We start from the raw sequence: 23798 nt of genomic DNA, 5'->3' as shown, positions 1-23798 counted from the left end.
TTATATGCACGATTGACGAAGTTGAGATAGTTCAAATACCACTGGTTCCAAGCGGGTGCGGTATGCTGCACCTGCGTAAAACTCGCCATCACCATCGCAGGACAGCCCGATGATCTCCCGCAGATCCCTTCTCGCCACGGTGCCGGCGCTCGCCGCCGCCGGGCTCGTTACCGCCCGGAATCCGGCCCAAGCCGCTGATAAGGTTCTCCATATCGGCTACCAGAAATACGGAACGCTGCTGCTGCTGAAGGCAGCCGGCACGCTGGACAAACTGCTGGCGCCGCAGGGTTTCACGGTTCAGTGGAGTGAATTCCTCGCCGGCCCGCCGCTTTTGGAGGCGATGAACGCGGGCGCCATCTCCTTCGGCATTACCGGTGAGACGCCGCCGGTCTTCGCCCAGGCCGCCGGCACGCCCTTCGTCTATCTGGCGGCTGACCCAGCCGCGCCGCAGGGGGAAGGCATCGTGGTGCCGCCCGGCAGCACGGTGAAGAGCGTCGCGGAACTACGCGGCAAGCACGTGATTACGACCAAGGGCTCCAACGCGCATTACTGCCTCGTGGCGCTGCTGCTGAAGGCCGGGCTGAGGCCGTCCGAGGTCAATATCAGCTATCTGTCGCCGCCGGATGCTTTCGCCGCGTTCCGCGCGGGCAGCGTCGATGCCTGGTGCGGCTGGGATCCGCTCTTCGCGGCGGCCGAACTGACCGGCGGGCGTCTGCTGGCGGACGGCACCGGCGTGGTGCCGAACCACCAGTTCTTCTTGGCCAATCGCAGCTTCGCCGAAGCCAATCCGGCGGTCATCCATACGCTGCTGGATGCGGTTCTGGCGGAGGAGAAGAAGGTGCAGGCCAATCCGGCGGCGGCGGCGGCGACCATCGGGCCGGCAACCGGCATTCCGATCCCCGTATTGCAGAAGGCCCTGCCGCGTATGGGCTATGGCCTGGCGCCGATGACGCCGGAAATCTTCGCCGACCAGCAGAAGATCGCCGATACCTTCTTCAGTCTCGGCCTGGTGCCGAAGAAGATCACCGTCACCGACAACGCCTGGAAGGGCTGAGGACGGCGTGATGGGTCGCCGGCGCCGTTGATGCGCCGGCCTCAGCCGGTCATGCGCCGCAGCACGCCGTCGCGCAGCACAAGCTGATGATAGACCGCCATCAGCCCGTGGCCGGCGGCGATGACGATGATGGCCCAGGCCAGCCATTCATGGGTGAAGGAGATGATGGGGCGCAGCGCCGGGGCATAGGCGAAGGGCGAGGGGATATGCAGCAGCCCGAAGACATCCACCGTGCGGCCCCGATCCCAGCGCTTTGACAGGCCAGCCACCAGTTCCACCACCATCATCGTGTACAGCAGATGATGAATGCCATGGGCGATTCCGGCCTGGGCGCGCGGCAAGGTCTCGGTCGGCCGCCGCATCCACAGGCTGCGCCAGAGAATGCGAAAGACAAGCGTGGCGATCAGGCAGACGCCGAGCGAGACATGCAGCCGCACCAGACTATGGCCCAGGTCTTTCCCGACATCGTCCCAGACCAGGGCGAGAACGAACTGGGCGATGATCTGCACCGCCATCAGCCAGTGCAGCCAGCGGGTGACAGGGTCATAATGCCGGACGACCGGTGTTTGGGTGACAAGATCCAAGGACAAGAAGGCATTCCCAACTGTTTGTCCGGGCTTAACACGTGGGCGCCGTTTTTATTCTGGTCGCCGGAAAATTTTGGATGGTGCGGGCTTCGCCGCGCCATCGTCCTGGGGCACAGGGCCGCTCTGCTTTGTCGCGCACCGGGAGAGGGCCTTAGGCTTCTCAGTCTCCACGAGACTGTCGCCGCAAGCCGTCATACCCGCGAAAGCGGGTATCTTCTTCCTGTTGTTGCGCCAAGTCAGAAGATCCCAGCCTACGCGGGGATGACGATGCGTTAGTCACAACCGGGCAACGCGCGCCGCAGCGATCGCACTGATCGCGCGCTGATCCTTGACCAGGACGATGCTTGCCCTGATTGGGGGTTCTCCTGACGGAGGCGGGCCGATAAGACCCTTGCGCGTAGCGCAGCATGGAAGCGGATCGGTCGTGACTGAACTTAAACTGGAAGCCCGGCAAGATTACGTGCAAGGCGTCCTGATCGCCGTGACCTTCGCGCTTCTGCTGGCGGGCAGCAATCTCACCAGTCCGCTGATGCCGCTCTACCGCAATGCGCTGCACCTGACGCCGCTGTTGATGACCATCACCTTCGTCACCTATGTGGCGCCGCTGGTCCTGGGCCTGCTGGTGCTGACGCGCCCGGCGCTGATCCGCTGGGCCCCCATTCTGCTCTGCGCGGCCTTGGTGACCTGCGCGGGCGCCGATCTTTGTCTGAGCTCCGTATCGCGCCTCGGCATTTTCGCCGGGCGCGCGCTGACCGGTATTGGTGGCGCGCTCGGCACCGGTTCGGCCTCTGCGCTGGTGGTGGCAGCCCTCGGTGCGCGCGGCCGCGCGATTTCGGCGACCGGCAATTTGATCGGCGCTGTCTTTGGCACGGGGCTGTCGCAACTCTGCGTCTCCCTCATCGGTAACCATGCGATGCGGCTGACCCCTTCGGCCCATGCGCTGATCTGTCTCCTGATGCTGATTCCTGTTGTGGCGGTTCTGCTTTTGCGTCGCGCGGACAACACGCAGATGCTGCATGTGCGCAGCAATCCGGTGCCGATGTCCCAGGTTTTCGCGCATCTGGCGCGGCATAAGCTGCCCGTGGGCGTCGGCTGCCTGTCCTGGGCGACGCTGAGCCTGACGGTGGTTTGGGTGCCGACCTATTTTCACGTCATGCGGATGCCGCTTGTGCAAAGCTGCGGTCTGATCATTTTCCTCATCGCCAGCGCCGGCGGGCAATTGGCCAGCCCCGCATTGACGCGGCTGGTACCCGGCTTTTCCGGCATGGTGCTGATTGCCGCCGGTGTCCTGGCAACCTTCGGCGCTTCGGAGATCCATTGGCCAGGTCTCGCCATTCTTGGGCTCTGCGCGCTGGGCGTCGGCGCGGGCGTTTCCTACCGCCTGGCCCTGGTGGTGCTGACGCGGGGGACAAGACCTGTCGTGCAGGGGTCGCTCGCCTCGCTTTACTCCGCCATCACCTATGGCTTTGCGGCCGCCAGCGTTTTGATTTCAGGTTTCGTCGGCAATGCCATGGGGCTGGTGGGCGCCGTGATCCTGGTATTCTGCCTCTGCGCGGTCAGCGCTTTGGCGCTCGCCCGCCCGGCGCCGCGCTTGCGCCAGACGTTGAACTGACAAGCGAAGTCGCCGCTCAGCCGGCCCATCGTCACTCCTGTCTGGTGGCACCCGCCTCGGCCTGAATGCCCAGGAATGTGCCGAGCAGAATCAGCGCCGCGCCGGCCGATGTCGTGGCCGTGACGGGCTCCGCGATCAGCAGATGGGCCAGTGCGAAACCAAACAGCGGCTCGGTGCCCATCAGCAGCGCCACGCGGGTGGGGCTGGTCCGGCGCACCATGGCATTCTGCACATAGAAGGCCAGAACCGTGCAGAAGATAGACAGGAAGCCGGTGCTGATCCAGAAGCGCGGCGGCGCTGTGATCAGAATGGCGGCCGGCCCGGGCAAGGCCAGCAACAGCGCCAAGGTCAGCACGCTCACGGTATTGGCCTGCAAGGCCGTCAAAGCCTTCGAGGACAGCCGGCTGCCCGCCATCGTCCGCTTGGTGGTGACGACCATCACGGCGCGCAGCCCGGCCGCCAGCAGCAGCAGGCCATCGCCGGCGGACCAGGAGGCCAGGCCGCCGACAAGCAGGGCGACGCCGGCGCAGGCCAAAACGGCCCCGGCCAGAATGCCGCGCGGTGGCAGGCGCTTCGCCAGCCCGTAGTCCAGCAGCGGCGTGAACAGGGTGCAGAGCGAGATGATCAGCGCCGCATGGGTGGCGCTGGCCAGGGCGACGCCCGCCACCTCGGCCGAAAAGATGGAAAACAGGATGCCGCCGAGCAGAATGCCTTTGGCGAGGTCGGCGCGGGAGATCGCGGCCAGATCGCGCCAGGACAGCGCGCTCATCAGCAGTCCGGTCAGCGCGAAGCGATACAGGATCAGGGTAAGGACAGTGGCATAGGCCAGCGCGATCTTGGTGACAGGATAGCTGGCCCCCCAGACCACGGCGATACCGAGCAAAGCCAGATCGGCCCAGCCTATCGCCCGGCTTATTCGCCGCCCCTGTTCTGCCGCCATCATGTCTTTGATCCCGATCCTGGCCATCGCCCGTCAGGGCGCATGGCGTCAGCTACCGGGCGAGTGGGCTGGGCTCTAGAACGAAAGCGCGGCCCGGGTCAGGCACGCGCAAAAGCGGCCGGCGTGGTGCCGACGATGGACAGGAAGTGCCGCGTCATATGGCTCTGGTCCGCGAAGCCGGCATCGGCCGCCGCCTGCGCCGGTGTCACGCCCTGACGCAGCAGCGTCTGCACCAGCCGCACCTTCAGGCCGAGATGATAGGCATGTGGCGGCAGCCCGACCCGGCGCTTGAAGACGTCGATCGTATGCCGGCGCCCGAGACCCGCAAGGGCGCCGAGGGCGTCGAGCCCGATATCCTCCGCCGGATGGGCATGCAGATAGTCGATCATGCGCTGCACCCGCGCATCCGGCGGGTCATGAATCGGGGAGGGCGCGGCGACGCCTCCGGCCATGGGTTTCAGCAACGCAGCCAGGCCGATCAGGGCAGTGTCGCGCGGCAGGGCGAGAGGTGACCGATGCATGGCGTCGTGCAGACGCGCCAGGCGCGCGGCCAGACCTGAGGCCGTGTGAACGGGCGTCCTGAAACTGGGGGTGGATGGCCGGCCGTCGCTCAGCAGCCCACGCAGCGTCTCTTCCCCGATATAGACCATCCGCTGCACCCAGCCGCCGGCATCTCCGGCCCCGCCGTGATGCACGTCGCCCGGATGCATGGTGACGACCGTGCCGCCGGAAACGTAGCGCTGCTCCCCCCGGCACCAGACGGTGTGAACGCCGGCGGTAATGACGCCGATGAGATATTCCTCATGCGCGTGCGGCTTGAAGGACCGCTGCACATAATGCGCGGCCATCGTCTCTATCGGCAGCGTCTTGAACGGGCGTTTGAAGGATGCGGCTTCCACAATCGCCGTATCTAGCCCGGCTTGCGCCCAAAAGCCTGCCTTTTATCAGGGGGCAGACCATCTGCCCCCGCTGGCAGGGTCAGGGCCTGTCGATTTCGGGCAGGTCAAACCTCCGCCAGTCCGGAACTTCCGAGACTTCGGGAAATTCGACGCCATAGGGCCGGGTCGCGTCGATGCCGACCGAACCGGAATAGCCGCCATCCGTATAAGGGTCGAGCGGTGCCGTCGCTGTCCGGTCGATGATGAAGACGTCCTCGCGCGGCTTCACCCGGAATGACATCGCCCACTCGACCTCGGCGGATTTGCGAATATCGACGTCCGGATCAACAACGACGACCCATTTCGGATGAAGATTGGAAGCCATGGCGGCCAGGATGGCGTGCCGGGCCTCTCCCTCGTAGCGCGGCGTCATGGCGATGACCACATAGGCCTGGACCCCGCCGGAATTGGTGATGGCGATATCCGCAATCGTCGGGAATTGCGCCTGAAGCTGCCGCAGGATCGAGGCCTCGAAGGGAATCTGCTTGAGGATGTGATTTTCCGTAATCGGCTTGCCCGTCAGCAGGCCCTGGAAGATTCCGCCCCGGCGATGGGTGATGGCTGTCACCTTCGCGGTCGGCTTGAGCGAAGCCGGCGTGTAATAGCCGGTATATTCGCCGAGCGGCCCTTCGATGCGCTGATCGTCGGAATCGACCGTGAATTCGATGACGAACTCGGCATAGGCCGGAACTTTCAGATTGCCGCTGATCGTCTTTGCAAGCTCGACCGGGGCGCCGCGAAGGCCGCCCGCAATGAACCAGTCATTCGACGCATCCCCGGCCTGAACCTGACAGGCGAATATTGTCATCGGATCGACGCCGATGACGATCGCGCCATGCAGCGGGACATTCCGCGCAAGCGCTTTGGCGATGTTTTTTCCGAAACGATGGTTCGATGCGGAAAACAAGCCGAGCACCCGCGGGCCGTGCAGCTGAAAGCGGTAATTGCCGATATCGGGAATGCCGGTATCCACATCCTCCGACACGACGATGCCGGCGGTGATATAGGGGCCGCCATCCTTGGGGCTGTAGATGGGAACCGGCAGTTTTGTCAGGTCGATATCGTCGCCCAGGAGCACGATCTCCTGGCAGGGCGGGGGGCCTACAAAGTCGAGCGGGCCAATTGGGTTATCAATGGCCTTCGTCACTTTTTCGTGAATCGAAGATTCCGTTGCCTCGAAGGCAATCAGCGCCCGTTTGCGCGTGCCATAAAGACCGGCGACAAGCGGAAACGCGCTTTCTGTCTTATTGAATAGCAGAGCCGGCCCTTCCACGGCGCTTGCTTTCGCCAAAGCTTTTCCGACGTCGTATGTAAGAGAGATTGGTCTCTCGATATCGACGAGTTCCCCGGACTGTTTTAGAACCGTTAGGAAAGCTCTCAAGTCCTGGTAGGGCAATTTCCGTCCCCGTCTTCGTTCTGGTGCAGGATTAATGCGAAATTTTTCCGCCAACGTAAAGTCGCAAGACATCAGAGCCGCGATCCGCGTGGGACTGTCCGTGGGGATTCCGCTATATTTTATCTATTGCGTCGGCCGGCTGGACCTTGAAGTTTTCGCGGCTTTCGGGGCGTTGACGTCACTCTACGGTCATAGTGAGCCTGCCGAGACAAGATTGGAAACGCAGCTCGCGGTGGGGGCCAGTCTCGTGTTGACCATCGCGGCGGCTGCAATTTTTTCGGCCATGCTTGGGCCGTCCTGGCTGCTGGCATTAATGCTTTTGGCTGTTGTTTTGCTCGCTGGAAGCCTGGGCGCGGTGATGGGATGGATGCCGCGCGGTGAAATATTCTTTGTTCTGTCACTGTTGGTGATTGCAGGATTGCCCTTGAAGCCGACGGAGCTGCCCCTGGTCATCGGCACTAGTACTGGTGGAGCGCTCATCTCGATTATTCTCACCCTGCTGGAAATCGAAAATTCCAGAATGGCGCAGCCCTGGCATCGTCGTTTACGACAGCGCACTGCGGCGGGGACTGACGCCCTCGATAAAAGACGGCATGCGATTGCCATTATGATGGCGGCCATCGGCGTAATGTCTGCCTGGCTTCTGTCCCTCGCGCTGAAGATCGGCCATCCCTATTGGGCGGCGCTGATCGTGACGGCCCTGATCCCGGCACTATTATCGGCGGATGCGCTGCGGCGAACCGGCCGTCTGGCGCTCGGCACCGCCGGCGGCGTCGGCCTGGCTGCCTTGCTTTTTTCGGCATCGCCGGGGCCGCTGGCTTTGATCTCCGTCATCGTCATATGCCAGGCCATTGCTGAGGTTTTCGTCGCGCGGAGCTATGCGATCGCGCTGCTGTTCTTCACGCCCCTGGCCATCGGCATGAGCAATATCGGCCGTGGCCTGCCCTGGGGACCGTTGCTGACCACGCGGGTGGTCGAGGCCGGCATCGGCATCGTCATCGCTCTGCTGGTGATTGTTGCCGGCCGGGTGGCGCTGTCGAAATGGGCGCCCGGGACATGAACAGGGGCCTAAATCGTCGCCGTGGCGGTTTGATTAAAACGCTTGCAGTTCATCACTTGGACGATTGTGCGGCAGGCATTGCGCTTGCGTTATATCGACAACCTGGACCAGTATCAGCGTAAATAAGGAAGAGCGTCATGACCGTTGCACACGCGCTGAAGCATGAAATCTCTATTTCCGCCTCGGTCGACGCGGTATACGCGGCGCTCAGCACCGCATCAGGCTTGAAGGGATGGAACACGCCTTCCGTTGACGGCAGCGGTGCGGTCGGCTCCATCTGGACTCTGCATTACGCGGGCAGGCCCGATTTCTGCTGGCGCATCGACATCAGCACGACCAGCGAAATCCTTTGGACCTGTACCAAAGGCCCAGGCGATGCCGTGGGTACCACGGCGGATTTCACGCTGACAGCCAAGGATGACAGCCGCACGTTGGTGCGCGTAACGCATGGCGGCTGGCCACATGATGAAGCGAACTTCATCAAGTGCAATACGATCTGGGGCGCCCTGATGGATCACCTGCGGGAATTTGTCCATTCAGGCAAAGCCGATCCGGCTTTCTCCTGAAGTCAGATCGGAAACCGCCATCATGGCTTCTCAACAGCTGCTGCCCGATTTTGTCCAGGCCATGGACGAGGCCGGTTTCCTGATCCGCATCCAGGATGAAATCCGCGTCGATCAAATCCCAAAGACCATCGAGGCCAATCCCACCAAAGCGGTCTTGATGGAAAAGATCAAAGACTGCGAATTCGCCGTTCTGGCCAATGCCTATTCCAACCAGGACATGTATGCCTGGGCGATGGAATGCGACAAGACGGAAACCGGCCGCGTCATGGTGGAGAAAGCCAAGACGCGCCAGCCATGGGAAATTGTCGCGACCGCACCCTGCAAGGACGTCATCCTGACCGGAGACGAGGTTGACCTGACCCGGCTACCCTTGTTTCTGCATCATGACCGTGACGGCCATGCCTATACCAACGACAATCTTTTCATCAGCAAGCATCCCGATACCGGCGTCTATGACTGGGGCATCTACCGGTCCATGTTCCGGTCAAGGAATGAGAAATCCGTCGATATGACCTGCACCTCGCATCGCCAGCGCATCCACGCCATGGCCGCTGCGGCAAAGGGACAGAATCTTGAAGTCGCCATGGTCATCGGCGGCCCAACGGTCGACAAGATCGCCGCTCTTGTCGGCGTGCCCGGAGACACGGATGATTTCGAAGTCCTGGGCGGTTTCTATGGTGCGCCTGCCAAAATGGTCAAATGCGAGACCATCGATGTCATGGTGCCGGCCAATGCCGAACTGGTTCTGGAATGCGAGCTGATGGCCGTCGAAGGGCTGAATTTCGATGAAGGCCCTTACGGCGAATTCACCGGTATGTATGGCGGCGGGATGAAGCACAACTACCGTCTGGTTGTGAAGGCGATGACCTATCGCAAGAATCCCATTTATCAGCACTGCACCATTGGCGGCATGCACCCCTGGTTTACCGACAATATGCTGCAACTCCCCGCGATCGAGGCCGATCTTTACGGCGCGATGCGCCTGGCCGGGATCGACGTTGTTGAGGTCCGCAGCCCGGCCGGCGGCCTGTCCAATATCGCCTATGCCAAAATCCGCCCCCTGGGTGCCGGTGACGCGAAACAGGCTCTGGCCCTGATGCTCACCTGCTCAAAGCAGGGCCTGCCCAAGGTCGCGATGGTCTTCAACGATGATGTGGATATCTGGGACGATCAGGCCGTTTTGGCCGCCATGGCTTTTCGCTATATGCCGGCGCGCGATACCGTCATCATCAATGACTGCAATACCATGACGGTGGACCCGAAATGCGCCGAGCCCGGCGTTGCCTCCAAAATCGGGATGGACTGCACAAAGCCGCTGGGCGGCAATTGGAACCCGGATGAGTTCATCAAAAGCGCCGTAACCGATCTGGGTGACCCGCCGGAAACGGTCGTGCCGATGACGGAAGCCGAGATTGCGCAGGATATGCTGGCCTTCATCGGCGCCGAGCCGCGCGCCTGGATCGATATCCTCACGCGCTACCACGGCCAGAACTACAAGCTGATCTATGGGGCTTTCGGCGGCCTTCGCCACAGGCTGGGCCGCATGAACGACGCGCCCTGGTACCGCTATACGCTGTCCGACCGGCCCTTCGCTTTCGAGGCCAAGCCCCGCCCGCTCTCCAACTTCGACCCGCGTCATGTGGGGTCAAGCCTTGTATGACGGTGCCAAACCTGCGCGGCAGCCCAATCCCCGGCGCATGGTGGTGGGGATTACCGGTGCCACCGGCATTGTCTATGGCGTGCGGCTGCTGAAGGCTTTGCGGCATCTCGGCATCGAAAGCCATCTGGTGGTGTCCAAGGCCGGCGAGATGACGCGCGCCTATGAGACGGATTTGTCATCCGAGGCGCTGAAAGCTCTGGCCGATGTCGTCTACGCCCCGAGCGACATCGCCGCGCCGATCTCAAGCGGCTCATTCCGGACGATGGGCATGATCATCGCGCCTTGCTCCGTGCGGACGATGAGCGATATCGCGCATGGCGTGACATCGGGCCTGATCAGCCGTGCGGCGGATGTGGCCTTGAAGGAGCGTCGGCGGCTGGTTCTCATGCTGCGTGAAACGCCCCTTCATGCTGGGCATCTGAAAAGCATGCTGGCGATTACCGAAATGGGCGGCATCATCGCGCCGCCCGTTCCGGCCTTTTACGCGCATCCGCAATCGCTGGACGATATGGTCACCCATACCATCGGCAGAGTGCTCGATCTGTACGATCTCGATCTCAATGCCTTCCCCCGATGGGGGGAGGAGGCGGTACTTCCCGTGGCGGACTAGAATCAGCGCATGATGAAGCCGCCGTCGACCGAGATTGACTGGCCGGTGACATAGCTTGCCGCATCGCTGCATAGCCACAGAACCGCATCGGCGATTTCCTCGGGGCGCCCGACGCGGCCCATGGGAACGCTCTTCTCCATGCCCTTCAGCGCCTCGCCCTGGCCGGCCGCGACCATCTGGTCGGCCATCGGTGTCCAGATCAGACCCGGACAGACCGCATTCACCCGAATGCCGCGCGCGGCATATTCAAGTGCCGCACTTTTGGTAAAGCCGAGGATGCCATGCTTGGCCGCATGATAGATGCCGCGCTCGGCGCCGCCGACCAGGCCGCCGAGTGACGAGCAATTGACGATGGCGCCCTTGCCCTGCCGCCGCATATGCCGCAGCTCGAACTTCATGCAGCTCCAGATGCCGCGCAGATTGACGCTCATCACCCGGTCATAGTTCTGGCCTGTCGTATCCGCCGTTTCCGCCAGCACATTCTGGACGCCGGCATTGTTATAGGCGGCATCCAGGCGGCCGAAATGCGAGACGGTTTGCGCAATCATCGCCTCGACCTGCGCGTCATCCGCGACATCGCAGGCAATGGCGAGCGCCTTGTGGCCTTCTGCCGTCAATGCGGCTGCGGCCTGCTCCACCGCGTCGGCATTCCAGTCCGCGAGTGCCACCGCCGCGCCGGATCGCGCGAAGGCGCGGGCCGCCGCCAGGCCGATGCCGGAGGCAGCGCCGGTGACCAGCGCCACCTGCCCATCATAGGAAATCATCATCGCTCTTTGCCCTGCTTAAACTTAAACGCTTGCTTCGAATATGAGGCCGGGCAGGGCAGGCGATTGGGCGGAATAATCCGAATGTCCCTATAGGCTGGTCTTATGAATGGGGGGCTGCTTTGAGCGTGCGTGCACCGCCGATTTTGTATTAAAGATAGCGGACACATAAGTGGTGCCGATGAATGCTTCAGGGCAATATGAACGACCTCGTCGCCTTTCTGGCGGTTGCAACCGAACGCAGCTTCACCAAGGCGGCCGCGAAGCTGGGCGTGTCTCAGCCTGCCTTGAGCCAGACCATTCGCCAGCTTGAAGAGCGTCTTGATCTGCGGCTACTTGTGCGCACCACGCGCAGCGTCTCTCCGACGGAAGCCGGCGAAAAGCTGATCCAGAGCATCGGTCCGCGCTTTGCGGATATTGAGGAGGATCTCAACGCATTGCGCTCCGCCCGCGGAAAACCCACGGGCATGATCCGGATCACGGTGGGCGACCACGCCGCCACGACCATCCTCTGGCCCAAGCTGGTGCCCTTTCTGAAGACCTATCCCGATATCGGCATCGAGCTGACGACCGACTATGGGCTGCGGGATATTGTCGCGGAACGCTATGACGCAGGCGTGCGCCTGGGCGGACAGGTCGCCAAGGATATGATCGCGGTGCGCATCGCGCCCGACATTCGATTTATTATTGTTGGATCACCGGCTTACTTCGCCGGTCATGCACCGCCCAGGACGCCTCAGGATTTGCCTGATCATTCCTGCATCAATCTGCGCCTGCCGACTTATGGTGGTCTTTATCCGTGGGAGCTGGAAAAGGACGGCGTTGAGCTGAAGGTTCGCGCGGAAGGCCGCTTCGTATTCAACAGCACTTTCAGCGTGCTGGATGCTGCGGTCGCGGGATTCGGACTGGCGCATGTGCCGGAAGATATCGCAGCCCCCTATGTGAAAAAGGGAAAGTTGCGGCAGGTTCTACAGGATTGGTCGCCCGCATGGCCGGGCTATCACCTTTACTACCCAAGTCGCCGCCAATCCTCGCCGGCGTTTTCTCTGCTGGTCAATGCCCTGCGCCACCGCGATTGAGGGAATGATCGGCGGCTTCTTGAGTGGATTTTAGAGTCTGTCAGGTGCTGATTGAAACAGCGTCATCCCCGCGCAGGCGGGGATCTTCTTGCTTTGGCATAACGACGAGAAGACGATGCCCGCTTTCGCGGGCATGACGATTTTGGCCGATGCCAATTATGTCCGACAGACCCTAGCCGAGCTGACGCAGCAGCGGCAGTTCATAGCGGCGGCGCGCGTCAAAGATGATCGATGTCTCGATCCGCGCCACGCCCGGCCGGTTTGTGAAATTGTCGAGCGCGAGATCCTTCAGATGCTGGGTATCGCGCACCACCACGTGGACGACAAGATCATGACGGCCGGTGACGAGGAAGGCGAAGCGTACCTCCGGCACCTGTATGACCTCGTCGAGGAAGCTATCGACCGTCGAGCGGCGATGCTTCGACAATTCGATCATCAGCAGCGCTTCCAGGCCGATGCCGAGCACCTTCGGATCAACCTCGACATGCACGCCGCGCAGGATATCGGCGTCACGCAGCCGCCGGATCCGCTCATGCGTGGAGGAGGGTGCCAGGCCGATTTCGGCGGCGATCTCCTTGATGGAGAGCCGAGCATTATTCTGCAAAAGGCCGAGAATGGCGGCGTCCGTTCGGTCAATCCCGGCTGGGAGCGTATTGTCCCGTAATCCATTCGTTCGATCAAATGCCATGCCGATGATAATATCGCCCTTACTAAAAAATGCCAGAAGACATTCGGAATCATGAGGATGTGCGGCCAAGATGAACGATATTCCCATTTTCTTGGGCGCGCTCGTCGTCGCCTATACGGTTCCCGGCCCCGACATGATCTTCCTGTTACAGACCGGTGCCACGCTTGGTCGCGCGCAGGCGCTGGCGGCGACGATCGGGCTGGGCGGGGCAAGGGCGTGCCATGTGGTCTTCGCGGCCATCGGCCTGGCGGCCCTGTTCCGCACGGCGCCCTTTCTGTTCGACACCGTCCGCTTCGCCGGGGCCGCTTACCTGATCTGGCTCGGGGTCGGCCTATGGCGCGCGCGGTCGCTGGTGCCTGACCCGGCCTCTACCGCGCAGAGGGGCGGCCCGCGCGACAGGCGCGTGGTGATGCGCGGTTTCCTCACGAATCTGCTCAATCCGAAGCCGCTGCTATTCTGTTCCGTGCTGCTGCCGCAATTCGTCCACCCCGGCGCAGGGTCGGTTCTGGCGCAGTTCGCCCTGCTCGGGGCGATCCTCGTCTTTATCGGCTTCCTGTTCGACGCGACCTTCGCTTTATGGGGCGCGGCGCTTGGCGCCTGGCTCGCGCGGCGTCCTGCTGTGCAGGCCGGCCAGCGCTACGGCTTCGCTGCCGTGCTGATCGGGTTCGGTGCCGAGCTGATGATGATGCGCGCACCGCACTGATGTTCGGGCGCAATAGGGTGATTAATCAACAATGTGGAATGCATCTAGGGCTGGTTCGGCAGATACGGGCTCAGTCAGGTCGTGGCGGCGGCCAACTTGCATTCCCGATCGCATGGTTTAACAGTGGCGATTATTGTGAATATTGAAACAGCGCCTCGCTTTGCATGACTTTGATTCTGGAGGACAGCATGACCGAGAAGCCGTCTATGATCGTGAACATGCACGTGGCGCCGGAAATCGCGGCTGACGTGCCTTTCGCCTGGACGCATTTCAGGCGTGCTTTGACGCCGGCCATGAAGGATGCGGGGCCGGGGCGTTTCGGCATGGGCCGTCTCGGCATGCGCGCCGTGCGCTTGCCCCAGGGCCATAGCGCCTGCCCGGCGCATACCCATCTTCAGGCTGACGAGATCTTCGTCGTGCTCGAAGGGCGAGGCCTATTTCGCTACGGCGATCGCGTGCATGAGATCGGGCCCGGCGATTGCATTTCCTGTCCGGCCGATACGGGTATCGCGCATCAAATCGCCAATCCTGTTACCGCAGACAGCACGGGCGACCTCGTCTATCTCGCGATTGGCGCGGAGCCGCCGGCGGATGTCTGCACCTATCCGGATAGCGGCGCGCTCGTTGTCGATGCCCTCGGCCGCCACGGATTTCTGCGCGAGGCGGATTACTACGAGGGACAACCCCAGCCCACACCGCTTCTGGCACGCGGCGGTGACGCGTCCGGCTAGATTTTTATGTGCTGTCCGTAACGGCTATTCCGCCTTTCGCCCGTCCGCTCATGAGCAGACGGGCGAAAAGCGACCCCAAGGCGTTACTGGCGCAAAAGCATCGACTTCCAGAAAGCAGACCTAGACATTCCCCAAGGTTCTTATGCGGCTATCGGCAACGCAAATGGCACCGCCACTAGGCCGACAGACTTAGGCAGCCGCAGCGTCAATCGCTGGCTGAAGGGCGTTGATAAAACCTTCCATCGTCGTCTCACGCATATCAACCGCCTTTGCACCACCACCGGCCACGACCGTCACTTCGGTGATGCCGATCACGCCCAACACAAGGCGCAGGTATTGCGTCGCGATGTCGCGGTCGCGGATGGGCGAGCCTTCGGTATAGATGCCGCCGCTCGCCATCAGCACCGTGGCGGTCTTGCCGGTGACGAGGCCCTTGCCGTCAAAGCCCAGTGTCAGCCCCTTGCGCACGATGCTGTCGATCCACGCCTTGAGCGCGGCGGGAACATTGTAGTTGTAGACTGGTGTTGCGATCACGAGATGGTCGCAAACAAGCAATTCCGCGATGAGCTCGTCCGACATTTGCAGTTCGGCCTTCATCTCGGGCGAGTGCTGCTCGGGCGGCGTGAAATACGCCTGGAGCCAGGGCGCGCCAATGAATTGGAGATCGGTTTCCATCAGGTCACGATTCACGACCTCGCCGCCCGGGTGGGCCGCCTGCCAAGCGGCGACGAAGCGGCGGGCCATAATGCGCGAAATCGACTGGTCACCGCGCGGGCTGGTTTCAACGACGAGAAGCTTGGTCATGACGATTGTTCCTGTGGGCCGAGATCAGCCCAAGTGAGAGGCGGGGATCGGCTTGCCGAACGCATGGCCGTCGCAGTGAGCAAGGTGCGTGACCAGCGATATGATCGATGGACACCAGTCGCGGCAGTGATAAAGATGTGATGATCTTTATCGGCTGAGGTGATAGATGATCGGCAGTCTCACGCTGGACCAACTCCGCGTCCTCACGACCATCGCCGATACGGGCAGCTTTTCGGCCGCAGCACGCAAGCTCGGCCGGGTGCAGTCCGCCATCAGCCAGACGGTCGCAACGCTTGAGGATGTGCAGGGTGTGACGCTGTTCGACCGATCGGGGTTCCGGCCTGTTCTGACTGATGTGGGCCGGGTGTTGGTGGCGCAAGCGCGCAGCGTCCTGGTTGGCGCCGCCCGGTTTGAGGCTGTCGCGGCGGGCACGCGCGAAGGGATTGAGCCGGAGCTCGCCATTGCGATCGATCCGCTGGTGCCGACCGCCGCCTTCATCGACAGCCTGCACGCCTTGCGCGAGACCTTTCCCTTTCTTCCAGTCAGTTTCTCCACCGAGGGGCTGGGCGGAGCCGAGCGACGGTTGCGGCGCGGAGAGGCGGCGCTTGCGCTCTGCATCCTGTTGCCAAGCGTGCCGGAGGACGTGGCGGCGCTTCCGTTGCTCGGGATCGAACTCGTGCCCGTGGTCTCGCCAGCCCACCCGCTAGCCGCGCTATCCCGCCCGGTGACGCCCGCCGAGTTGGAGGCGCATGTCCAGCTTGTCCTATCGGACCCGGCTGCGCCGGACGGTCCGAGTTATGGCGTCATCGGCACCAAGACATGGCGGTTCGTGGACCTTGCGCGGCGGTTGGATTTCCTGCTGGCCGCGCTGGGATGGTGCCGGATGCCCGAACATCTTGTCGCGCCCTATCTTGCCGACGGCCGCCTGGTAGCCCTGGAGATCGAGAGCGACCCGGCTCAAGCAGCCCCTCCGCTCACAATCTACGCCGCTCACATGCGCAACCATGTCTTGGGACGGGCTGGGAGCTGGCTGCTGCACGATTTACAGGCTCGGCTTGCCTAATTAGGAAATCAAAAAAATCATCCATTTCAGGACCGGAGCTATCGCTATCTCGGCCGAAACCTGCGTGACCACTCCCCCTTGCTTATGAGCGGCCAGTCGGCAGTCCACCCAAGATGGTCCTTCAACCTTCCGCATGGCCCGCGAAGTCTGCCACCGGCGCGGCCCATTCCTCGGCGACGAAGACAGAAGGCCTTGCCGGTATCGCCCTCATGCGCCATGTCGTGGCGCGCCGCTCCCAAGGCTTGCGACGTGGCACCTGGCCCGATAGTCGGGTCGCGGGCGCCGGACTTGGCCGCGCGCGGTAGGAACGCAACCCATGCCGGTCTGTCAGTCAACCATCACCCCGGCCGCCTGGCGGGCTTTGTTCGCCTCCACCGTCGGCTATGCCCTGGATGGGTTCGATCTGCTGATACTGGGCTTCATGCTGCACGCCATCGCCGCCAGCCTGGGCCTCAGCGCCGGCCAGGCCGCCAGCCTGGTGACGGCGACGCTGATCGGCGCCGTTCTGGGCGGCATGCTGCTGGGAATGCTGGCCGACCGCTTCGGCCGCGTGCGGGTTCTGTCCTGGTCGATCGCCCTCTTCGCCGTCGCGACCGCCGGCTGCGCCTTCTGCTCAAGCTACGGATCGCTGCTGGTCTGCCGCCTGGTCGCGGGCGCCGGGCTGGGCGGAGAATTCGGTATCGGCATGGCGCTGGTGGCGGAAACCTGGCCGGCCGCGATGCGCGCGCGGGCCTCCTCCTATGTCGGTCTCGGCTGGCAATGCGGCGTGCTGGCGGCGGCGCTGCTGACGCCCGTTCTGTTGCCGGCGGTGGGCTGGCGCGGCGTCTTCCTCATCGGTCTGCTGCCGGCGTTGTTCGCCGTCATCATCCGGCGTACCGCGCATGAGCCGGTGCTGGCCGAGCCCAGCCGGCGCCCGGCGCCCACCGCCGCCCTGCGCGCGCTGGTGCAGGACCGCGCCAGCATCAAGATCAGCCTCGGCCTGTTCATTCTCTGTAGCGTGCAGAATTTCGGCTATTATGGCGTGATGATCTGGCTACCCAATAATCTGGCGGCGCAGTTCGGCTTCGGGCTGACGAAATCCGCGCTGTGGACGGCAGCGACGATCATCGGCATGGGCGTCGGCATCTATGCCTTCGGCAGTCTGGCCGACCGCTTCGGCCGGCGGCCGACCTGCGCCTTTTACATGATCGGCGCCGCCATCATGGTGGTGGTCTATGCCCATCTGTCCCAGCCCGGCACCTTGCTGGTCGGGGGCGTGGTCTTGGGGTTTTTCGTCAACGGCATGATCGGCGGCTATGGCGCGCTGATCAGCGAATTGTATCCGACGGCGGCCCGGGCCACGGCGCAGAACGTGCTCTTCAATCTGGGGCGCGGCGTCGCCGGGTTTGCGCCCGTTGTCATGGCAATGATCGCGACGCGGCACGGACCCGGCATGGCTATCGCGGTGCTAAGCATCCTCTATATCCTCGATCTCGTGGCACTGCTGACGCTGATCCCCGAGCGGCGCGGCTTGGCCCTGGCCAGCTAGCGCCCATCGCTCTGCCCTGCCAGTGGCGTTGTCAGGCTGTTGTCCTGGGAGGGGGGCGCTTCACGCGTTCGACGGGAGAGGACCGTCGCAATGCGCGCAATGACAACCCGCGCGGTAAGCGGGATGCGCGCGGTCCCGCTCCGTCAGCGCAGCGCCGCAGGCAGTGCACGTGGTGATCGAAAGATCGGCGGTGAGGCCGTGCAGACCGGGGCGCACGGCCACCCGCTCGTCGAATACGTAGCAAGCGCCTTCGAACAGGCTTTCCTGCTCCGGCATTTGTGCCATGTAGTTCAGGATGCCACCTTCGAGATGATAGACCTCCTCGAACCCCTGGTCGAGCAGCCAGGCGGTGTATTTTTCGCAGCGGATTCCGCCGGTGCAGTAGGTGGCGACGCGGGGCGTGCGGACCGGATCGAGCGTCTGGCGGCTGAAGGTGGGGAGCTGGCTAAAATTCCGGGTTTCGGGATCAACCGCATGCTTGAACTTGCCGACATGCGTTTCGTAATGATTGCGCGCATCGATCGTGATGACGTCATCCCGGACGATCAGAGCGTTCCATTCGGCAGGGCTTACATAACGGCCGACCCGTCTTGCTGGCTCGGCGGTTTCCCCGAGCGAGATCAGCTCCTTCTTTAGACGCACCTTGGCGCGACCGAACGGTTGGACTGTGTGCCGGCTAATCTTGCGCGACAGGGGATTACCGCCGGGAATTGCTTCGAGTACCCGGTGCAAGTGTTCGATCGCCCTTTCGCTTCCGGATACGGTGCCGTTGATCCCCTCAGCGGCCAACAAAATGGAGCCGCGAATGCTTTCGGACTCGAGCAAGCGAAGCAGGTCGGTCTTACGGTCGGCATAATCCGGCAGAGGAAAGAATTTGTAGAAGGCGCTGACGATATAATCCATGGCTTCGCTTTTACATCAAACCGAGTGAACAGAAAACGATAGCCGCTCGCTTGAGCCGTGGGCGCAACGCAGAGCGCGTGTCATGCGGTCTGAGGGTTATCATCGAAGGCGTTTCGCCAGTTTGACCGTGTCTAACGCTGCGTCGCCTCCCGCAAGGGCAGCGCGAACAATAAGTCAGTTTTGCAATTCGACGGCTGTAGCGCGAACAGCGAGGCAACAACTCATGTGGCGATCTTCGATCCAACCGTGACCGCGCGGTAGGATGTGAGGCGGCTTGACAACAGACATTGACGCGGCGGCTGTATTGTTCACCCATGCGCTATAAAACAATCCTCTTACAAGACTGGAAGCCACGTGACCGACGAGCGAGCGGTGGTCGTCGAACCAAATGACCGCCTGATGATTTGGCCAGTTTTTATTCTTTTTGTGGCGATATTATTTTTAATTTTCGCGGTCAGATTTTTTGGCGTTCTATTATCCATAACTATCATCTTTGCGACACTGATTGCCCTTGCGTGGTTTTTGACGGCCGCAATATCTTATTTCCGGCGGCGATCTTGGCGACGTGGCGTATCGCTGGCTATGGCGTTTGCTATGTTTTGGCCGGGGGCATTTGGGTGTCTCCGCGCAAGCGATTATATAGTTTTTGTGGCGGCGTTTCCTTACTTTGCAACGCAAATCTATCGCTCTGGTTGCAACACGCAAAGTAATTTTTATTTCGGTGAGGGTGAGCACTACGGTAGCGAGTTGATTTACGATCCTTCCGATCAGCTCGCAAAACAAATTGGCAATGTCGATGAGCGAGCGGACAATATGGAAATTATAACAACAAAGCATCTGATCGGGCACTGGTATGTTCAGACCCAGAACTGGGCAACAAACTAACCGGCGCATGTAAAACTAATTCCTCAGACAGTTTAAAGGCGCGCCGCTCCCTCGGCTTGCGCGCGATCAAGGCGCCGAGCGCCAGACAAAAAGGCGCATGCGGCCGGGGGCCACGGCTTGCGACGCCGCGCCTGGTGACGGCGACGCTGATCGGCGCCGTTCTGGGCGGCATGCCTTCGGCAGTCTGGCCGACCGCTTCGGCCGGCGGCCGACCTGCGCCTTTTACATGATCGGCGCCGCCATCATGGTGGTGGTCTATGCCCATCTGTCCCAGCCCGGTACCTTGCTGGTCGGGGGCGTGGTCTTGGGGTTTTTCGTCAACGGCATGATCGGCGGCTATGGCGCGCTGATCGGCAAATTGTATCCGACGGCGGCCCTGGCCAGCTAGCGCCCATCGCTCTGCCCTGCCAGTGGCGTTGTCAGGCTGTTGTCCTGGGGGGGGGCAGGCAGACATCCGACATCCCTAAACGAAGTAGAATGCGAACATTCTTGACTAAAACACATCAGGTCGAATAAAGAGACAGACCTGTCTCACCTTATGGTGCAATGATGCCGCCAAACCTGGCTAGTTCAGATAAACGCCAGCACATCATCGAAACTGGGTACCGGCTTTTCAAACGGTCGGGATTCCATGCCACGGGCATCGATCGGATTATCGCTGAAGCGAATGTCGCCAAGATGACGATGTATCGCCACTTCCCAAGCAAAGATGGCCTCATCGTGGACGTGCTGGGCTATCGCGCCGAGCGATTTGATCGGCAGCTTGACCAGCTTGTCGAAGAGCGCAGCAGCGCTCAAAAGAAGGTTGAGACTCTTTTTGCTTGGTATAAGGCCTGGTTCAAGCGCCCTGATTTCCACGGATGTCTATTCGCGCACGCCTTAGCCGAATTCGGTGATCCCGCGCACCCGGTATTCCAGGCAGCCGCCAAACAGAAAACAGATCTCAGACGACGACTACAAAAAATCCTTGAAGACGCCATGACGACTGAGCGGTCCGAAAGCATCGCAGCGGCATTGTTGATGCTGATCGAAGGGGCAACTCTTATGGCTCAGATAGGACAGGGAGATGCAGCCATCAGGGATGCTTGGAAGGCTGCTGCTACACTGATTGGTTCTGTTCGGGCGCCGCGATGAGTGGACTGGTCATTGGGCTGGCGCTTCTTGCCGCTATCATGCATGCGACCTGGAATGCCTTCCTTCGCACCGGTTCAGACCGGCTATGGTCCGTCACCGTCATGAGTTTTTCCAGCACAATTGTTGCACTGCCCTTTGCGCTTTCCAGCCTTCCATCACCCCATGCCTGGCCGTATGTCATCCTCTCGGCGTTCCTCCAAGTAACCTACAGTGTGTTCCTTGTCATGGCATACAGATATGGCGAGCTGGGGCAGGTTTATCCGATCGTTCGTGGCAGCGTGCCATTACTTGTCACGCTCAGTGGTGCCTTGATGGCCCGCGAGTATCCCACCATACCACAGGCTATTGGTGTTGCTCTCGTGGCCATGGGGATCATCAGTCTTTCTCTTGGACATAGGCGTGCGGCAACAAGCTCAATCCTTTTTGCCATTACAACGGGGGTCATCATCGCCAGCTATGCGACGGTCGATGCCATCGGAGTAAGAAAGGCCGGGAGTAGCGTCAGCTATATCGCATGGGTTTTGGTCATCTACGGCGCTTTTCTGCCAGCCACCTTTTTTGCCCTCCGTGGCAAGCTTGTTGTCGATTTTCGAGCAACGGAAACGTTGAAGGCTTTGGGTGGTGGATTAGTGGCGCTTGTTGCCTACGGCGTCGTGGTCGCAGCTTTCGCTTTAGGGCCTGCTGGCCCGATTGCGGCAATTAGGGAAACGAGCGTCGTCTTCGCAGCGCTGATCGGCTGGCTGTTTCTCGGGGAAGAGCTTACGCCTCGGCGTATCGTGGCCTGCGTTTTGGTGGCACTTGGGGCTATAAGCATTGGATATCGCTGACAGATATCAGTGTTACGCTAAAGGAAACTGTGGTTTAAGCGGTCAGACAATATTTGACCCTAACGAGCCATCCAATACGGGGTTGTGGTCTGCCAAAGGCCGACATAGCGTCGAGTCTCAAAGTTTTCGGCCACCCCGATGACCGGGACGTTAAAGATTGAGCCTAAGAAAAGGCGCGCCATGAAAGTCGGTCTAAGAACAGGCTTACTCCTCGATAACACCCCCACATCCTGGTCAGAAGACGCTCCCCGTCCCGTGCGCTGGAGCGCGTGGTATCCTGCTTCTGACGATGCCATTGCAATCGTTGAGAAAAGCGATTTGTTCGACATCGGAACCATCGCCCGCAATGCCGCAATCAATAACAGAAGGCCGACCTATTCCACAGTCCTGCTGTCGCATGGCACCGGTGGCGCGGCCATCAGTCTGAACTGGCTTGCCACGCGCCTGGCAGCGGAGGGCTATATCGTCATCGGCCCCGATCATCATGGCAACACCGTCACGGAGCCTTTCCACCCGGCTGGTTTTGCTGCTTGGTGGGAAAGAGCGAGAGACCTGACTTTCGCTCTGGATGCTCTATCCACCGAAGGCTTTCTGTCCGGCCATATTGGAGGCGATATATCGGCCATCGGATTTTCCTTGGGCGGTTACACCGCGATGTGCCTTCTCGGCGCAGTCACTGATTTCGAGCTATTCAAGGCTTGGGCTCATAAAAATGGTGCCCGGCGAGGCCCGCCGCAGTTTCCTGACCTGCCAGATTTGATGCCCGGATTGATGATGGAACCGGCATTTTTGGAATCTTGGGCGCGGCAATCGCAGTCATATAAAGATAGCCGCGTTCGCCGGGCGATTCTGTTAGCGCCAGCTCCTCCCGTAAGAGCTTTCACGCCCGAAAGTTTGGCCACCATCACCGAGCCCGTCACTATCATGGTGGGCGGAGATGACCACGAGGCCCCCGCGGATGCCTGCGCGGCGTGGCTGAATACCCAAATTCCGACGAGTGAACTTTACAATCTCGGTGATAGAGTCGGGCATGCCACCTTCCTTGGTCTTGGGACCGACCGTAGTAGAAAAGAGAGTCCGGACCTCTATGTCGACAACTTCGGCGTGGATCGAGCCCTCATTCATGAGAGCGTCGTCGCCCTAACGCTGACGGCACTTGGATTTGGCTCGGGTATTTCGCGAAATCTTCTTTAATCCCCTCAGGGTAAAAATGCGTTGGATGCCGACCCAACACGGTCGTTCGGGTTAGCGGATCCCGGCCTCCAAAGCGGACAAAACCAGTCCTTGGCCTTCAGCCCTTCAGAGCTACAACTATCTGTTCTGTGTTCAGGACCGTCGCGTGTTGAGGGAGAATCTTTTCAATAAGCGCCCTGTGGACATCACCATCATTGTCGGCGCAAGCATCGGCCGCCACTGTTATCTGATAATCCAGATCGAAGCCTTGCCGCAATGTCGACAGCACCACGCCGCTGGTCGTGACACCTGCCAGGGTCAGCGTTTCGATGTTCCGGGCACGCAGAATACGGTCAAGGTCCGTGCCGGCAAAAGCGCCGACGCGATGCTTCACGACGACAGGCTCATTGTCTCGCGGTGCGAGCTCGGCATGGATCCTGATGCTGTCGCTGCCTGGCGCCGCAAGCCCACTCTCTTTGAGAAAGGAGAAAAGTTTGTTGCGCTCGCTGATCTCCGGATAGCCGGGCCGGAAGCCGACAGCGACATGGATCACCATGACGCCCTTCGTTCTGGCCGCAGCCAGAAGCGCTGCGGCTTGTGCGACAGCCTTCATGGCGACGTCGGGCGGCAGGAAATTATCCACAACGAAAGTCTGGAAATCCATCAGCAGGAGTGCGGCGTGCTTTGCGTCGACAGCAATTGCTGCAGACATAGGAATGCTCACTTCGAAGAAGCCTGAGTGCTAAACAGGCTTTGCCTGGTCCGGCTAAGGACAAGCCCGTTGAAAGCGGCGCCGATCAGCAGCAGGGCGCATGTGCCGAAGAAGACCGAGCGCATGCCGATCTGGCCGCCGATAAAGCCGCCGATCAGCGGACCGGCCACTTGCCCGGCAAATTGCGCGGATAGGGAAAGGCCAAGAGCCGTTCCGGCGGCATGGTCGGGGACGTTGTGCCGAATGACGGCCGCGATACACGGAACCAAACCGCCAAGCGCCAGCCCCATCGCGAAGCGCAAAGCTACAAGCTGCCAGGCTGAGGTGACGAAGGCTTGCGGCAACAGCAAGACGCCAGCGACCAGAAGCGCCAGAAGGATA

26 protein-coding genes are annotated in these 23798 nt (G+C 61.3%); 16 read left to right on the top strand and 10 right to left on the bottom strand.

The window, feature by feature from the left end; all coding sequences use genetic code 11:
* Positions 1 to 109 precede the first annotated feature (109 nt).
* Complete coding sequence (locus tag ASILVAE211_RS12590; RefSeq protein ID WP_227321678.1) at positions 110 to 1054, top strand: aliphatic sulfonate ABC transporter substrate-binding protein; 945 nt, start codon at positions 110 to 112, stop codon at positions 1052 to 1054.
* A 41-nt stretch (positions 1055 to 1095) separates the two neighbouring features.
* On the opposite strand, the gene ASILVAE211_RS12585 is transcribed toward ASILVAE211_RS12590, so the two are convergent.
* A complete protein-coding gene (locus tag ASILVAE211_RS12585) occupies positions 1096 to 1644 on the bottom strand; it encodes a cytochrome b (protein WP_227321677.1) in 549 nt (182 codons plus the stop codon).
* Between the two features lie 421 nt (positions 1645 to 2065).
* On the opposite strand from ASILVAE211_RS12585, the gene ASILVAE211_RS12580 reads away from it, so the two are divergent.
* Positions 2066 to 3253, top strand: coding sequence for an MFS transporter (locus ASILVAE211_RS12580; protein WP_227321676.1), 1188 nt, complete (start codon positions 2066 to 2068; stop codon positions 3251 to 3253).
* Positions 3254 to 3284: 31 nt separating this feature from the next.
* Here the strand turns inward: ASILVAE211_RS12580 and ASILVAE211_RS12575 are convergent, their stop codons facing one another.
* The 3 genes from ASILVAE211_RS12575 to ASILVAE211_RS12565 all read right to left on the bottom strand — a co-directional run bounded on the left by ASILVAE211_RS12575 (position 3285) and on the right by ASILVAE211_RS12565 (position 6599).
* Entirely contained in the window at positions 3285 to 4196 is a 912-nt protein-coding gene (locus ASILVAE211_RS12575) for a DMT family transporter (RefSeq protein WP_227321675.1), read from the bottom strand.
* A 95-nt stretch (positions 4197 to 4291) separates the two neighbouring features.
* On the bottom strand, positions 4292 to 5092 hold the full coding sequence (locus ASILVAE211_RS12570; protein ID WP_227321674.1) for an AraC family transcriptional regulator: 801 nt from the start codon (positions 5090 to 5092) through the stop codon (positions 4292 to 4294).
* A gap of 79 nt (positions 5093 to 5171) precedes the next feature.
* Positions 5172 to 6599, bottom strand: coding sequence for a UbiD family decarboxylase (locus ASILVAE211_RS12565; RefSeq protein ID WP_227321673.1), 1428 nt, complete (start codon positions 6597 to 6599; stop codon positions 5172 to 5174).
* A gap of 28 nt (positions 6600 to 6627) precedes the next feature.
* On the opposite strand from ASILVAE211_RS12565, the gene ASILVAE211_RS26330 reads away from it, so the two are divergent.
* The 4 genes from ASILVAE211_RS26330 to ASILVAE211_RS12545 all read left to right on the top strand — a co-directional run bounded on the left by ASILVAE211_RS26330 (position 6628) and on the right by ASILVAE211_RS12545 (position 10423).
* Entirely contained in the window at positions 6628 to 7587 is a 960-nt protein-coding gene (locus ASILVAE211_RS26330) for an FUSC family protein (protein ID WP_227321672.1), read from the top strand.
* Positions 7588 to 7724: 137 nt separating this feature from the next.
* A complete protein-coding gene (locus tag ASILVAE211_RS12555; protein ID WP_227321671.1) occupies positions 7725 to 8153 on the top strand; it encodes an SRPBCC family protein in 429 nt (142 codons plus the stop codon).
* Positions 8154 to 8175: 22 nt separating this feature from the next.
* Positions 8176 to 9813, top strand: a complete 1638-nt coding sequence (locus tag ASILVAE211_RS12550) for a UbiD family decarboxylase (protein ID WP_227321670.1) — start codon at positions 8176 to 8178, stop codon at positions 9811 to 9813.
* Entirely contained in the window at positions 9806 to 10423 is a 618-nt protein-coding gene (locus ASILVAE211_RS12545; protein WP_456304495.1) for a UbiX family flavin prenyltransferase, read from the top strand. Before ASILVAE211_RS12550 ends, ASILVAE211_RS12545 begins: the two co-directional genes overlap by 8 nt.
* Before the next feature lie 2 nt (positions 10424 to 10425).
* Here ASILVAE211_RS12545 and ASILVAE211_RS12540 read toward each other — a convergent pair whose 3' ends face one another.
* Positions 10426 to 11190: an SDR family NAD(P)-dependent oxidoreductase gene (locus ASILVAE211_RS12540; RefSeq protein WP_227321669.1), complete on the bottom strand. Its 765-nt coding sequence runs from the start codon at positions 11188 to 11190 to the stop codon at positions 10426 to 10428.
* Between the two features lie 182 nt (positions 11191 to 11372).
* Here ASILVAE211_RS12540 and ASILVAE211_RS12535 point away from each other — a divergent pair, with 182 nt between their 5' ends.
* The gene (locus ASILVAE211_RS12535) at positions 11373 to 12266 is read left to right on the top strand and encodes a LysR family transcriptional regulator (RefSeq protein WP_227321668.1); all 894 of its coding nucleotides are present in this window, start codon (positions 11373 to 11375) and stop codon (positions 12264 to 12266) included.
* A gap of 172 nt (positions 12267 to 12438) precedes the next feature.
* Here the strand turns inward: ASILVAE211_RS12535 and ASILVAE211_RS12530 are convergent, their stop codons facing one another.
* A complete protein-coding gene (locus ASILVAE211_RS12530; RefSeq protein WP_227321667.1) occupies positions 12439 to 12954 on the bottom strand; it encodes an Lrp/AsnC family transcriptional regulator in 516 nt (171 codons plus the stop codon).
* Between the two features lie 70 nt (positions 12955 to 13024).
* On the opposite strand from ASILVAE211_RS12530, the gene ASILVAE211_RS12525 reads away from it, so the two are divergent.
* Positions 13025 to 13657: a LysE family translocator gene (locus ASILVAE211_RS12525; RefSeq protein WP_227321666.1), complete on the top strand. Its 633-nt coding sequence runs from the start codon at positions 13025 to 13027 to the stop codon at positions 13655 to 13657.
* A 188-nt stretch (positions 13658 to 13845) separates the two neighbouring features.
* Entirely contained in the window at positions 13846 to 14388 is a 543-nt protein-coding gene (locus tag ASILVAE211_RS12520; protein ID WP_227321665.1) for a cupin domain-containing protein, read from the top strand.
* Positions 14389 to 14577: 189 nt separating this feature from the next.
* Here the strand turns inward: ASILVAE211_RS12520 and ASILVAE211_RS12515 are convergent, their stop codons facing one another.
* Positions 14578 to 15192 (bottom strand): FMN-dependent NADH-azoreductase, encoded by a 615-nt coding sequence (locus tag ASILVAE211_RS12515; RefSeq protein ID WP_227321664.1) that lies wholly within the window; start codon positions 15190 to 15192, stop codon positions 14578 to 14580.
* 166 nt (positions 15193 to 15358) lie between these two features.
* Here ASILVAE211_RS12515 and ASILVAE211_RS12510 point away from each other — a divergent pair, with 166 nt between their 5' ends.
* Both ASILVAE211_RS12510 and ASILVAE211_RS12505 read left to right on the top strand, forming a co-directional pair.
* The gene (locus ASILVAE211_RS12510; RefSeq protein WP_227321663.1) at positions 15359 to 16255 is read left to right on the top strand and encodes a LysR family transcriptional regulator; all 897 of its coding nucleotides are present in this window, start codon (positions 15359 to 15361) and stop codon (positions 16253 to 16255) included.
* 316 nt (positions 16256 to 16571) lie between these two features.
* Positions 16572 to 17783: an MFS transporter gene (locus tag ASILVAE211_RS12505; RefSeq protein ID WP_227321662.1), complete on the top strand. Its 1212-nt coding sequence runs from the start codon at positions 16572 to 16574 to the stop codon at positions 17781 to 17783.
* 60 nt (positions 17784 to 17843) lie between these two features.
* On the opposite strand, the gene trhO is transcribed toward ASILVAE211_RS12505, so the two are convergent.
* Positions 17844 to 18686 carry an oxygen-dependent tRNA uridine(34) hydroxylase TrhO gene (gene trhO / locus ASILVAE211_RS12500; RefSeq protein ID WP_227321661.1) on the bottom strand — a complete coding sequence of 281 codons (843 nt, stop codon included), beginning with the start codon at positions 18684 to 18686 and terminating at the stop codon, positions 17844 to 17846.
* 354 nt (positions 18687 to 19040) lie between these two features.
* Here trhO and ASILVAE211_RS12495 point away from each other — a divergent pair, with 354 nt between their 5' ends.
* From ASILVAE211_RS12495 to ASILVAE211_RS12475, 5 genes are all read left to right on the top strand, one after another.
* Positions 19041 to 19571, top strand: a complete 531-nt coding sequence (locus tag ASILVAE211_RS12495; protein ID WP_227321660.1) for a hypothetical protein — start codon at positions 19041 to 19043, stop codon at positions 19569 to 19571.
* Positions 19572 to 19668: 97 nt separating this feature from the next.
* Positions 19669 to 19959, top strand: a complete 291-nt coding sequence (locus ASILVAE211_RS12490; RefSeq protein ID WP_227321659.1) for a hypothetical protein — start codon at positions 19669 to 19671, stop codon at positions 19957 to 19959.
* Between the two features lie 161 nt (positions 19960 to 20120).
* Positions 20121 to 20705 carry a TetR/AcrR family transcriptional regulator gene (locus ASILVAE211_RS12485; RefSeq protein ID WP_227321658.1) on the top strand — a complete coding sequence of 195 codons (585 nt, stop codon included), beginning with the start codon at positions 20121 to 20123 and terminating at the stop codon, positions 20703 to 20705.
* Positions 20702 to 21532 (top strand): EamA family transporter, encoded by an 831-nt coding sequence (locus ASILVAE211_RS12480; protein ID WP_227321657.1) that lies wholly within the window; start codon positions 20702 to 20704, stop codon positions 21530 to 21532. Before ASILVAE211_RS12485 ends, ASILVAE211_RS12480 begins: the two co-directional genes overlap by 4 nt.
* 138 nt (positions 21533 to 21670) lie before the next feature.
* Positions 21671 to 22726 carry an alpha/beta hydrolase family protein gene (locus ASILVAE211_RS12475; RefSeq protein ID WP_227321656.1) on the top strand — a complete coding sequence of 352 codons (1056 nt, stop codon included), beginning with the start codon at positions 21671 to 21673 and terminating at the stop codon, positions 22724 to 22726.
* 97 nt (positions 22727 to 22823) lie between these two features.
* Here the strand turns inward: ASILVAE211_RS12475 and ASILVAE211_RS12470 are convergent, their stop codons facing one another.
* Positions 22824 to 23417: a cysteine hydrolase family protein gene (locus ASILVAE211_RS12470; protein WP_227321655.1), complete on the bottom strand. Its 594-nt coding sequence runs from the start codon at positions 23415 to 23417 to the stop codon at positions 22824 to 22826.
* Between the two features lie 8 nt (positions 23418 to 23425).
* On the bottom strand, positions 23426 to 23798 hold a 373-nt coding region (locus ASILVAE211_RS12465; protein WP_227321654.1), incomplete at its 5' end, for an MFS transporter.

This window comes from Acidisoma silvae, from assembly GCF_020618775.1.
GTDB classification, from domain to species: domain Bacteria; phylum Pseudomonadota; class Alphaproteobacteria; order Acetobacterales; family Acetobacteraceae; genus Acidisoma; species Acidisoma silvae.
The sequence above is the reverse complement of the archived record's forward strand: the minus strand, read 5'-3'. Positions and strand labels throughout refer to the sequence as shown.